At 36.2% G+C, this 13,069-nt stretch carries 12 protein-coding genes and 1 riboswitch; all 12 genes read left to right on the top strand.

Translation table 11 applies throughout. The features are described from left to right. Position 1: 1 nt before the first annotated feature. Positions 2 to 505 (top strand): nitroreductase family protein, encoded by a 504-nt coding sequence (locus ACZ446_RS10635; protein ID WP_464392534.1) that lies wholly within the window; start codon positions 2 to 4, stop codon positions 503 to 505. 248 nt (positions 506 to 753) lie between these two features. Next, on the top strand, positions 754 to 2,055 hold the full coding sequence (locus ACZ446_RS10630) for a radical SAM protein (RefSeq protein WP_464392533.1): 1,302 nt from the start codon (positions 754 to 756) through the stop codon (positions 2,053 to 2,055). Between the two features lie 73 nt (positions 2,056 to 2,128). Further along, a riboswitch (molybdenum cofactor riboswitch) is annotated at positions 2,129 to 2,247 on the top strand. Between the two features lie 12 nt (positions 2,248 to 2,259). Continuing rightward, the gene (locus tag ACZ446_RS10625; RefSeq protein WP_464392532.1) at positions 2,260 to 4,065 is read left to right on the top strand and encodes an aldehyde ferredoxin oxidoreductase family protein; all 1,806 of its coding nucleotides are present in this window, start codon (positions 2,260 to 2,262) and stop codon (positions 4,063 to 4,065) included. 107 nt (positions 4,066 to 4,172) lie between these two features. Continuing rightward, positions 4,173 to 4,457 carry a MoaD family protein gene (locus tag ACZ446_RS10620; protein WP_464392531.1) on the top strand — a complete coding sequence of 95 codons (285 nt, stop codon included), beginning with the start codon at positions 4,173 to 4,175 and terminating at the stop codon, positions 4,455 to 4,457. A gap of 2 nt (positions 4,458 to 4,459) precedes the next feature. Then, the gene (locus tag ACZ446_RS10615; RefSeq protein ID WP_464392530.1) at positions 4,460 to 5,131 is read left to right on the top strand and encodes a HesA/MoeB/ThiF family protein; all 672 of its coding nucleotides are present in this window, start codon (positions 4,460 to 4,462) and stop codon (positions 5,129 to 5,131) included. 120 nt (positions 5,132 to 5,251) lie between these two features. Further along, positions 5,252 to 6,004 (top strand): MBL fold metallo-hydrolase, encoded by a 753-nt coding sequence (locus ACZ446_RS10610; protein ID WP_464392529.1) that lies wholly within the window; start codon positions 5,252 to 5,254, stop codon positions 6,002 to 6,004. 223 nt (positions 6,005 to 6,227) lie between these two features. Continuing rightward, positions 6,228 to 7,238, top strand: a complete 1,011-nt coding sequence (locus ACZ446_RS10605; protein WP_464392528.1) for a LacI family DNA-binding transcriptional regulator — start codon at positions 6,228 to 6,230, stop codon at positions 7,236 to 7,238. A 199-nt stretch (positions 7,239 to 7,437) separates the two neighbouring features. After that, entirely contained in the window at positions 7,438 to 8,688 is a 1,251-nt protein-coding gene (locus ACZ446_RS10600) for an ABC transporter substrate-binding protein (protein WP_464392527.1), read from the top strand. A gap of 101 nt (positions 8,689 to 8,789) precedes the next feature. Beyond that, entirely contained in the window at positions 8,790 to 9,674 is an 885-nt protein-coding gene (locus tag ACZ446_RS10595) for a carbohydrate ABC transporter permease (RefSeq protein ID WP_464392526.1), read from the top strand. 5 nt (positions 9,675 to 9,679) lie between these two features. Continuing rightward, positions 9,680 to 10,513, top strand: a complete 834-nt coding sequence (locus tag ACZ446_RS10590) for a carbohydrate ABC transporter permease (protein ID WP_464392525.1) — start codon at positions 9,680 to 9,682, stop codon at positions 10,511 to 10,513. A 43-nt stretch (positions 10,514 to 10,556) separates the two neighbouring features. Then, positions 10,557 to 12,035: a glycoside hydrolase family 32 protein gene (locus ACZ446_RS10585; protein WP_464392524.1), complete on the top strand. Its 1,479-nt coding sequence runs from the start codon at positions 10,557 to 10,559 to the stop codon at positions 12,033 to 12,035. 92 nt (positions 12,036 to 12,127) lie between these two features. Beyond that, positions 12,128 to 13,069 carry a carbohydrate kinase family protein gene (locus ACZ446_RS10580; protein WP_464392523.1) on the top strand — a complete coding sequence of 314 codons (942 nt, stop codon included), beginning with the start codon at positions 12,128 to 12,130 and terminating at the stop codon, positions 13,067 to 13,069.

The following is a 13,069-nucleotide window of genomic DNA, read 5'->3' as shown; positions in this document are numbered from 1 at the left end:
TATGAAAACTATATTTGAAAGAAGAAGTATCAGAAAGTATACTGACAAAGAAGTATCCGATAGTATTATAAAGAAAGTGCTTAAGGCTGGTATGGCAGCTCCATCTGCTGGTAATGCACAGACCTGGGAATTTATTCTGATTGATGAAGAAGAAATTATTGAAAAAATACCTGAGATTCACCCATATTCAAAGATGGTAAAAGATGCATCTAAAGTTATCTTAGTTTGTGGTAATAAAGAGCTTGAGAAATATGAAGATTTTTGGGTTCAAGATTGTTCAGCTGCTACTCAAAACATTTTGCTTGAAGCTACTGCAAATAATCTTGGTGCAGTCTGGCTGGGAGTCTATCCAGTTCAGGAAAGAGTTAATGGATTGAAAAAATTACTGAAACTGCCTGAAAATTTGATTCCTTTTTCTATAATTCCCTTTGGTTATCCTGCTGAGGAAAAAGAAATTATTGATAGATACGATGAGAATAAAGTTCATTATAATAAATTTAAATAATATTGTGATTTGATATGATCCCCTTCTGGTAGACAGAGCAAATAAAAATTTGTTCTATCTAGAAAGGGGATTTTTTATATCTATAAAAATAGTTTGTTGAAAAAGATTGACAAAAAAGATAAAATGTAATTAACTAATAATTAAAAATAATCAAATAATTTTTTAAAAGAAGAAATTGCTTAAATAGGAGTTAATTATATTTTAGTTTTAGTGTAAAGTTAATATTAGTGGGAAGGAGAATAACAGTTATGCAGTTTTTAATCAACAACCCCCAGTTCTGGCGCAGTGATGGGATTAACGAAGACCTGCCGGAGGAACTGGAACTGAAATTAAATGATGGAAAGCTTGAGCTGCCAGCAGAAGTCAAAACGAGGCTGGGACTTAAGTCAGATACAGAAGTTAAAATCAAATTTAATCAGCAGGGAATTTATATTGAAAGAGCTGATCCCCGATTGACAAAGGTTTATATTGAGCCTACCAGTGACTGTAATTTAAACTGCAAAACCTGTGTACGCCACTCCTGGGAAGAGGAAATGGGATTTATGGAGATGCAGGATTATAAAAAACTGGTCAATGAGCTAAAAAAATTTAAAGGTTTGGAGAGAGTTTCATTCTGGGGAATTGGAGAACCGCTTTTTCATCCTCAAATTGCTGAGATGCTAAATCTTGCTTCTAAACTGGGAGTGAAAACTCAAATTATTACAAATGGACTGCTCTTAGATCAGCAAAAAGCTGATGCTCTGCTGGAAGCTGGCCTGGACAGCCTGGTAGTTTCAGTGGATGGGACTTCACCTGAAACCATGGCTGATATTCGCTCTGGAGCTGATTTGCAGACTGTAATCGACAATGTGCAGAATTTTCGCAGGCTCAGGGATAAAAAGAAAAAAGAATGTGAAATCGGTATTGAATATGTAATAATGAAGTCTAATGTTGATGAGCTTAAGGATTTGCGCCGGCTGGCCTTTAAAGTGGGAGCTTCATTTATTTTCCTGACCAATCTGCTGCCTTACACAGAGGATATGTCAGCTGAAATTCTTTATTCATTTTCTATCAGCCGCTCTCAGCCCGAAATTCGGACCGAACACAGACCAGAAATTTACCTGCCGCCAACTGACCTCAGGGAAGACATTATTCGCGATCTGGCTGCAGTGGGAGGAAAATCAAGTTCGATCAGCACAACCCAGATTCCATTTAATCCCCATCGCGGCTACTGTAAATTCGTAGAAGATGGTTCAATTGCGGTTAATTGGGAGGGGGAAATCAGCCCCTGTATTGCTCTAATGCACAGTTATGATCTATTTATTAGAGATCGTAAAAAACATATCAAACAATATTCACTTGGAAATATTGAAGAAGAATCACTAACTCAAATTTGGAATCGGAAAGAGTTTAAGGATTTTCGCAAAAAAGTTAAAGAATTTCCTTTTTCAGAATGTACTCAGTGTTCTGGCTGTGAAATGTCAAAAGAAAATGAAGAAGACTGTCATGGCAATGAATTCCCTGTTTGTGGAGACTGTCTCTGGGCCAGAGGAGTTATCCAGTGTCCCTAAGTGATGAAACTTTAATCAAAAAATAAATAATTTTCTAAAAATTAAGCAGGAATTTGGCTATTTATATTTAATATTGATAATATACCTTCGAGTCTTTTTGCCTAAGGAAATGTCTAAGGGGATCAGACCGCTGGGTTGAGGAAGAAATGACTCAGCCTCCCGTGCTTGGAAAGAAGAGTAATTTTAAAGGAGGTATAATTGATTATGGGAAAAATTTATGAGTATCAAGTTTTAAGAGTAGATTTAACAAATGAAGAAATCAAGCGAGAGAAAATTGCTGGTGAAATGGTTAAGGACTATCTTGGTGGTAGAGGCCTGGCATCAAAGATTCTTTATGATGAAATTGATCCAAAAGTTGATCCATTGAGTCCTGAGAACAAGCTGATTTATGCGACTGGACTTTTAACTGGAACAGCAGCTTCTACCGGCGGCCGCTACATGGTTGTTACCAAAGGGCCTCTTACAGGGACTATTGCCAGCAGTAATTCAGGTGGCTTTTTTGGCGCTGAGCTGAGATTTAGTGGAAATGATATTATTATTTTTGAAGGTAAGGCAGAGCGTCCACTATATCTTTCAATTAAGGGTGAAGAAGTTGAACTCAAAGATGCTTCTGATATCTGGGGCAAAACTGTTTATGAGACCACAGATTATCTGGTAGATGCTGTTGGTGCCAAAGATGCCAGAGTAAGCTGTATTGGGCCTGCAGGAGAAAATTTAGTTAAATTTGCTTCTATTATGAATGATAAGGACAGGGCTGCAGGTAGAACTGGAGTCGGAGCAGTAATGGGTTCTAAAAATTTAAAAGCGATTGTGGTTAAGGCAGATGAAAAACAGGTTGAATATTATAAGGATGAGATGCTTAAGGTAGTTAGAAAGCAGACAAAGATGCTGAAAGAAGATGGAGTAACAGGGGAAGGTTTACCTGCCCTAGGTACTAAAGTGCTGGATAATATAATCAACTCCCATGGTTCTTATCCAACCAAAAACTTCCAGTTTGCAACTTTTGATGATGTAGATGAGGTTTCTGGAGAAGCACTGGTAGAAAAGGGTTATCTTGAGTCAAATACCGGCTGTTATGGCTGTCCGATTCGCTGTGCCAGAAAAACAAAACTTCCTAATGGCCGCATTGGAGAGGGTCCGGAATATGAAACTGGCTGGGCTTATGGTGCAGACTGTGGAGTTAATGACTTAAATGCTATCTCAGAAGCCAATTTTATCTGTAATGAGCTTGGTCTAGACACAATTACTGCTGGTGCAACTATTGCCTGTGCCATGGAATTATATGAAAAAGGCTATATAGATAAAGATGAACTTGAAAATGGTCCGGAATTAAAATTTGGTTCTTCTGAATCAATAATTTATTATACTCAGAAGATGGCCTACCGGGAAGGTTTTGGCGATCAGCTGGCTGAAGGTTCATACCGCCTGGCGGATTCTAAGGGACATCCAGAACTTTCAATGAGTGTTAAAAAACAGGAACTTCCTGCTTACGATCCACGCGGGGTGCAGGGACATGGTCTTAACTATGTTACTTCCAACCGTGGTGGCTGTCATGTTAGAGGTTATATGATTTCACCTGAGGTTTTAGGAGTTCCCGAAAAACTTGATCCCCAGGAATTAGAAGGTAAGCCAAAATGGGTTATGATTTTCCAGGACTTAACAGCAGTTATTGATTCTATAGGAATGTGTCTCTTTACTTCCTTTGCTTTAGGTCTTGATGACTACAGAGAAATAGTTAATGCTGGGACTCAGTTTGATTATACATCCGAGTCTCTTCTTGAAACCGGTGAACGGATTTATAACTTGGAGCGTCAGTTTAACTTAGAAGCGGGTATTTTACCTGAAGAAGATAAGCTGCCAGCTCGTTTTGACGAGCCTCTACCTGACGGACCTCAAAAAGGTATCAGTACTAAGTATAGAGAAATCTTACCTGAGTATTATGAGATTAGAGGCTGGCAGGAAGATGGCTGGATCAGTGACCAGAAACTAAAAGACATGAAGATTAAATAATAAACTTTTAAAGATAAATTAGGGTCTAAATGATAAATTTAGCCTTGTAAATCCATCCAGTTCTCTGCCGGGAGCTGGATGGAATTTTAATATAAGGGGTGGTTAGCTTGGCATTAAAAGTTAAGTTTTATTCTTTATTTAGAATTAATTTGAAAAGTCCAGGAACTGAATATGAGCTGGAAAAGGAAATCACAATAGCTGAACTGATTAAAAAATTAGATCAGGATTTTGATGGCTATTTTACTAAAAAACTGCTGGATGAGGACCGTAGTATTTCCCCTGGTGCAATTATTCTGGTCAACGGTAAAAACGTTCTTCACTTAGATAAGCTAGATACTCCGGTTACTAATCAGGACACGGTAACTCTATTCCCGCCATCTGCAGGAGGTTGATTATGAGAGAATATTTAAAAAGACAGCAGAAGTTATTTTCTGAAAAACAGCAGCAGAAGCTGGAAAAATTAAAGGTGATGATTGCTGGAACTGGCGGTCTAGGCACCAATCAGGCTCTGCAGCTGCAGCGGATTGGAATCGATAAAATCTATCTTTATGACTATGATAGGGTGGAGATTTCTAACTTGAATCGCCAGCTCTGTTACGGAAAAGATGATCTTGGTCGGCTTAAGGTGGAGGCAGCATCTGATTTTTTAGAAAATTTCAATTTAGAAACTGAAATTATTGCAAGGAATGAAAAAATAACTATGGCAACTGAAATCCCAGCTGAAATTGATATTATTTTTGATGGGATGGACAATTTTGAGTCCCGCTTTATTTTAGATCAGCTGGCTTTAGAAAATGAGCTGCCTTTTATTCATGCAGGTATTGAAGAATTTTTTGCTCAGATTATGCTGGTGCTTCCAGAGAGCAAACTGCGCTTAAAAGATGTCTTTGCCGGTTCTGCTAAAAATGAAACTCCGGCAGTATTTTCTCCTGCTGTCACTGTAACGGCTTCGATTCAAGTGGTGGAGGCTTTAAAATACCTGCTTCGATTTGATGAATATCTAAAAGATGAGCTGCTGCACATTGACCTGCTGAGCAAACAGATGGAAATTATTGACTTGAAATAACTGTTCAATTAATTTTCAACAGCTGGAAGTGCTAAAAGTAGGAGAGAAAAAGCTGATTGTAATTTCAATACTTGAAAAAAATTGATTTCTCTGTTAGCCTTAGTTTCAGGAGTTGATAATATGCAGACAGAAGTATACCATTTATTTCACAGCGGAACAGCAGTTAGGGTAGAAGATAAATTGTTTGTCTTTGATTACTATAAGGATCAGCCGCAGCAGGAAAAAGCACTGGCCAGTTCTTTAGAAAAAGGAATTATCAGAAAAGATAGTTTTAAAAATATAAATGAGGCTTATATTTTTGTTTCTCACAGTCATCATGATCACTTTAATCAGGTTATTTTTGAATGGGAGCAGTATTGTGATCAGATTAATTATATACTGGCAGCTGAGGTAGAAGAGGAATCAGAACTGGAAAACAAGGATAATCTTTACTTAATGGAAAAAGATAAAGAACTTAAGCTTGATCAAATAAATATTTCAAGTTATGGCAGTACAGATAAAGGGGTTTCTTTTTTAGTTGAGCTTGATGATCTGGTAATTTTTCATGCTGGAGATTTAAACTGGTGGAAGTGGAAGAAATTTAGTGAGAAAGTTCAAAAAAGAGAAGAGAGAGAATATAAAAGAGAAGTCGACAAGCTCAAAGGAAAACAGATTGATATTGCCTTTGTCCCGGTTGACCCAAGATTGGAAGAACATTTTTATCTGGCTGGAAAATACTTTATTGATGAAATAAAGCCGGCTCTTTTTGTGCCTATTCATTTTGCTGATAATTATGATATGACTAAATTTTTTAGAGATAGATTTAATTCCAATCAGACAAGAGTTGCTGAAGTTACAGGGCCTGGAGAAAAAATACTTTACACCAAAAAATAATCCAGGTTTAATTTAATTGACCAAAATTTCAGAAATTTACTTGACAAAGAATTTTCAAAATATTATACTAAGTTTAGATAAAGAAAAATGTAAAGGTTTACCCTTGCTTTTGATTCTACAAAAAAGGTCACTTATTAACTTACTTGTGGTGGGAAAAGCAATTTTTTTAAGATGAATGTAAACGTTTACCCGTTTACATTTCAAAGATATGGAGGTGCTGATTATGGGAGTTACAATTAAAGATGTTGCAAAAAAAGCTGGAGTTTCAATTGCTTCTGTATCCAGAGTGATTAATGACAGCAAGCCGGTTGCTCCAGAAACAAAAGAAAAAATACTTAAAGTTATAGAGGAAACAGGATACAAGCCGAATGCGATGGCCCGAGGTTTAAAGAAAAATGAATCAGGCCTGATTGGTTTGATTACTCCTGATATGGAAAATGGTACTTTTGCTGAGCTGGTTAAAGGGATAGAAAGTGTTATTGAAAAAAATTCTATGAACTTAATTGTTTCAAATTCAAAAGGTGAGATCGAGAGAGAGTTAAAAGAACTACATATATTTAAAGAACAGCAGCTGGATGGAATTTTATTTTCCGGAGTTAAATTCACAAAAAAGCATAAAGAATATTTTGATAGGTATAAGGTGCCGACAGTCATTGTTTCTCAGAAATTTCCGGGCTCAGGTTTGCCCTATGTTGATATAGATAATTTTCAGGCTGCCTATCAGGCAGTAAGATATTTAATCGACAATAATCATAGTCAAATTGCATTAGTACACGGTCCTTTATATGATAAATCAGCTGGTCAGGATAGATATAATGGTTATTTTGAAGCTTTAAAGGATTCAGGTATCACATCTAATTCTAAATTTGTTGCAGAGGGTAATTTTACAATAAAAAGTGGATATCAGGCGATGGAAAAACTAATAGCTGAGAATGAGGAACTTCCAACAGCAGTTTTTGCAGCTTCAGATAGGATGGCAATTGGTGTTCTAGACTGCTGTCTGGATAAGGGGCTTAAAGTCCCTGAAGATATTTCAATTATCGGTTTTGATGACATCGAACTTGCAACTGTTGTCAGACCAAAATTATCTACAGTGAGGATTGACCACAGCAAACTTGGAGAAAAATCCGTAGAATTACTGCTCAATAAAATCAGAAATGAAAAAGAAAATGAATCATTTTATGAAGCAGATTTTGAAATAGTGGAAAGAGAAACAGTAAAAAAATTGTTTTAATCTGAGAAGTGCTTAAGCTTATATTAAAATATAAGCTTATATAAAGATTTAATATTGCCAATATTTAAAATATAAACATGTTCGTTAAGTATTAGCAGGTTATTTAGGGGAGGTGAATTTTAAAAGGCAGGAGTTTGTTTCTGGTGTGGTATTAGTATTTATAAAATTAAAGGGGGGATGGGCTAAATAGCCCACAATAATGAGAAGAAAATTAGTTTTAGTTTTAACACTTGTTTTAGTTTTAATGGTATCTGCAGGTGTAATGGCTCAGACAGAAATTGAAGTCTGGTACCATTCGGGTAGAGGTGCTGAAAGAGCAGTGACTCAGGATCAGGTTGAAAGATTTAATGAAATGCAGGATGAAGTTTATGTCAATTTAGTTGAGCTTCCAGAAGGTAGTTACAATGAGCAGGTTCAGGCAGCAGCAGTTGCTAATGATCTGCCAGATGTGTTAGACCTTGATGGACCTTATGTTGCCAACTATGCCTGGTCAGGATATTTACATCCGCTAGAAGGTTATATGAGTGAAGAGATGAAAGAGGATTTCTTACCTTCAATTATGTCTCAGGGAACTTATAATGATCATGTTTATGCACTTGGTGCTTTTGACTCTGGTCTTTCTTTTTGGGGAAATAGAAAGTATCTAGAAGCAGTTGGAGCAAGAATTCCAACATCTGTAGAAGATGCCTGGACCTATGATGAGTTCATGCAGATTGTAGAAGATTTACAGGCGCTAGAAGAAGTAGAATATGCACTTGATTTTAAAATGTTTGATGTAGGTGAATGGTATACCTATGGTTTTTCTCCATTTTTCCAGGCCTTTGGTGCTGATCTAATTGATCGTGAGGCCAATCAGGCTGAAGGAACTTTAAATGGTGAAGCAGCAATTGAAGCCGGTGAATGGTTCAAATCACTATTCGAAGATGGTTATGCAAATCCAAATCCTCCAGGAGATACTGAATTCATCAATGAAGTAGCAGCTTTATCCTGGACCGGACACTGGAACTATAATCCTTATACAGAGGCTTTAGGTGAGGATTTAGTATTATTACCTGCACCTAAGTTTGAAAGACAGGCAACAGGTATGGGCTCCTGGGCCTGGAGTATTACAAATAACTCTGAAAATCCAGAAGCAGCCTGGAAGTTCTTAGAATTTGTACTGCAGCCAGAAAACATTGTGCAGATGACAGATGCTAATGGTGCAGTACCCTCTAGGTCTTCTGCAGTTGCCTTATCTGAACCATATAAAGAAGGTGGAGACCTGAATCTATTTGTTGAGCAGCTGGAAACTATTGCAGTTCCCAGACCTGTTACTCCTGCTTATCCAGTAATTACTGATGCATTTACTACTGCTGTTGACAACTTTGTTAGTGGTGGAGATGTAGAAGAAGAATTAGATAATGCAGCAGCAGAAATCGATCAGGAATTCCAGTATCTAGGAATTAACTAGAATAAATATTCTCATTAACTGCCGGGAGAATTATTCTCCCGGCTCAATTTTAGATAAAGACGACTTATTGAAAAATGGACTAAAAATGAAAGGAGGATTTTATGCTTAGGAATGATAAAAAATCTATTGCTACTTTTATGCTGCCGGCTTCAATTTTATTATTAGTTTTTATGGTTTTGCCATTTTTAATGGCCTTTGGTCTTTCTTTTACCAACCAGCGTCTAATTCAGAGTCCCAGGGGAACTCAATTTGTTGGTATGGCAAATTATATCAGATTGCTGGGAGATAATTTATTTCAAAAAGGACTCACCAATAACGCTATTTTTGTACTGGTGGTTGTACCTCTACAGACAGCTCTAGCACTGGCTTTAGCAATTTTAGTTAATATCAAAGTCAAGGGAAATAAATTTTTTAGAGCAATATTTTTTATTCCAACCGTAACCACTATGGTAGTAGTTTCTGTAATTTGGAGTTTTTTATACCACCCAGATGGATTAATCAATGGGTTTTTAACTTTTATAACTTTTGGTCTTTGGGATGGAATTGATTTTCTAAATAATACAACTACAGCTTTTCCTTCAATTATGCTGATGTCGATGTGGCAGGGGGTAGGTTTTCAGATGCTGATTTTTTTAGCAGCTCTCCAGGAAATCCCTGATTCATTTTATGAGGCAGCTGATATTGATGGTGCCAATACCTGGCAGCAGTTTTTGTATATCACCTTACCACAACTAAAAAACACTACAACTTTTGTTATTATTTCAACAACAATTTTGGCTTTTAGATTATTTACTCAGGTTTATGTAATGACAAGTGGAGGACCACAAAATTCTACTTATACTGCAATGCTTCATATCTATAATATGGCCTTTAAGCGGTTAAACATTGGTTATTCATCGGCTTTAACTGTTGTTTTCTTTTTAATAATTTTAGTTATTTCAATCTTTCAAAGAATTGCTCTTAATGATACAGAAGAGGAGGTGTAATAATAATGAAATATAAACAGAATCGAAAAATTTTCGCTTATTTGGCAATGATTATTTTAAGTGTTTTCTTTATTTTTCCATTGTTTTATATGATTTCAGTATCTTTAAATCCTGATGAAACTTCAATCTTAAGAAATATGGCTTCAGTTAGAGCTTTTGTACCAGGGGAAATAAGTCTGCAGAACTTTTTTGATGTTTTTGATAGAATGCCCTTTGCCAGATTTTTATTTAACTCAACTTTTATAGTCAGTACTACTATTCTAATTGGACTGCTGACAAATAGTATGATGGCTTTTGCTCTGGCACGTCTGCGCTGGAAGGGTAGAGCTTTAATAGTTTCTGGTGTTGTAGCTTTAATGATCATCCCCTTTGAAGCAATTGCGGTACCATTACTGCTGATTACTAATAGACTTGGCTGGCTGGACAGCTACCATGTTCAGATTATACCATTTATAGCTAACCCACTTTATATTTTCCTCTTGTTTCAGTTTTTTAAGAATTTTCCATCTGAATTAGAAGAAGCGGCAATTATTGATGGAGCAAACTGGTTTGGAATTTACTGGAGAATTGCTCTACCATTATCAAAACCTATTTTATCCAGTGTAGCAATTTTGCACTTTCTAATGCAGTGGGGATCATTTCTCTGGCCTTTAATGGTGACAAGAGGACCTGAATACAGACCACTTACTGTTGCGATGGAAGTATTCTTTGGTCAGTATCCTCGTAACTGGGGAGATATAATGGCCTTTGCAGCAATGATTACAATTCCAGTCTTATTATTATTCCTCTATCTACAGGATACCTATGTTAATACTGTAGCCAGAAGTGGAATTAAATAAAAGAATTAATTTAAAAAGTCAAAAATAATAAAGGAAGGGTAATATGACTAATAATTTATATAAGGAAAAATATAGACCACAGTATCATTTTTCACCGGCTAAAAACTGGTCAAATGATCCAAATGGTCTCGTTTATTATCAGGGAGAATATCATCTTTTTTATCAATATAACCCTAATGATGTTGTCTGGGGACCAATGCACTGGGGCCATGCTGTCAGCGAGGATTTAATCCACTGGGAACACCTGCCGATAGCTCTGGAGCCAGATGATGACCTGGGAATGATTTTTTCTGGCTCGGCAGTTTTAGATAAAAATGATACCACTGGATTTTTTGCTGGGGGAGAAGGGATGGTAGCTATTTATACAACCCACCTTGATCGGAAAGAAGAAGGTCCACTGCAGCAGCAGGCAATAGCTTACAGTAAGGATAATGGCCGCAGCTGGACTAAATATGAAGGTAATCCAGTAATTAAAAACTATGGAGTAGCAGATTTCAGAGATCCTAAAGTTTTCTGGCACCAGGAGACAGAAAAATGGGTGATGATTGTTGCCTGTGATGACAGGGTTAGATTTTATAATTCTCCCAATTTAAAAGACTGGAAGTATTTAAGTGAATTTGGTCATGATATAGGTATTCACGCTGATACCTGGGAGTGTCCTGATTTAATAAAACTGCCGGTAGAAAATTCAGATCTAAATGCTTCTGGAGCAGCCAGGAAAGAAAAATGGCTTTTAGAAGTTGGTGATATTCAGGGTGGACAGTCTGGAGTCGCTGTTCAGTATTTTATCGGCGAATTTGACGGCAGAGAATTTAAAAGTGACTATGACAGGAGCTTTTTTGTAGACCACGGTCAGGATATTTATGCACTACAGAGCTGGTCTAACCTGCCGGATGAGAGAAATATCTGGCTGGGCTGGATGAATAATATCGGCTACATGTCAAAAATACCAACTACAGGCTGGCGGGGAATGATGTCTATCCCAAGAGAGCTTTATCTAAAAGATGATGGGGAAAACATTAAGCTAATTCAAAAGCCAATTAGAGAATTAAAAAATTTGAGGGAAGAATTTTATTCAGAAAAAAATATTGAGCTTGATGGTTTTAAAAAGATTGAGTTTAAGGAAAACAGTTATGAGATTAGAGCAGAGCTTGATTTTAATCAAGCTGAAGAGATTATTTTTGCCCTCCATAAAAATGAGAAGCAGGAGTCCTTAATTAAGTTCAATAAAAAGCAGGGTAAAATTATAATTGATCTAAATAATTCAGGTAATACTGATTTTGATGAAACTTTTCTTCTTGAAAAAGAAATTGAATATGATTTTAAAGAAAAGTTGGAAGTTGATATTTTTGTTGATTGCTCTTCGATGGAAGTCTTTTTAGATGGTGGAGAAATTTCTATAACTAATCTTCTTTTTCCTGAACTGAACTCCAAAGAGATAGAAATCAGAGTTGCCGGGGGTAAGAGCAATATAAATTATTTAGAAGTTTTTAAACTTAATTCTATCTGGAACCAAAGTTGATAAAAGATGTATATTTATCTAATTTTCTATGTAGATTTTATATGTTATAATAAAATGGAATAAGTATTTTCAACTTAATAAGGAGGATTTTAATGCAGGGAATAATAACTTTAGGAGAAGCTTTAATTGATTTTACCCCACTTGACGATCAGAATATGGATTTTCGTAAAAATCCGGGTGGAGCACCTGCCAATGTTGCTGTTGCTCTAAGCAGACTGGGAGTAGATGTAAGTTTTATCGGAAAGGTTGGAGATGATGTTTTAGGTAATTTTTTAGCCAAAAAACTGAAGTCAGAAAAAGTTAATATAGATAATCTTGTTTTAACAGATGAGGCAAAAACAGCAATTACCTTTGTAACATTAGATGAAGATGGAGAAAGAAGCTTTGATTTTTACATTGATCCAAGTGCTGATAGATTCTTGCGAGAAGATGAAATAGATACAGATATTTTTGAAAAGAATAAAATATATCATTTTGGGTCTATTTCTTTAATTGATGAGCCTGCTAGATCTGCTACTCGAAAAGGTATAGAATTGGCTCAAAAAAATAAAATGCTAATTTCTTATGATCCTAATTTGAGAGAAATGCTCTGGGACTCTCTAGAAGAAGCGAAAGAAATGATTCTTTCGGTAATGGATCAAGTTGATATAGTAAAAGTTTCTGAGAAAGAACTGGAATTTCTAACTGGAGAAAAGGATATCAAAAAGGGTGCTAAAATTTTAAAAACAGAATATAATATTCCTATTTTATTTATTACCTGTGGGAGTCAGGGTTCATATTATTATTTAGAAGATTTAGGCTTTGTAGAAGCATTTAAAGTTGAGGCAGTTGACACTACAGGAGCTGGAGATGCTTTTATGTCTGGAGTCTTATATAATTTTAATCAGACTGATCTAACACTGACCGAAATTGACAATGACTTTTTAGAAAAAACACTTAAATTTGCTAACTATTCTGGGTCGCTGGCCGCATCTGTAAGTGGTGCAATGGCTGCTTTACCAACATTAGCAGAAGTTCAGGAATTAGAAAAGTAA

The sequence above is a fragment of the Halanaerobium sehlinense genome (genome assembly GCF_055379485.1).
Note: the sequence above shows the minus strand (reverse complement) of the source record. Positions and strands in the feature narration are given on the sequence as shown.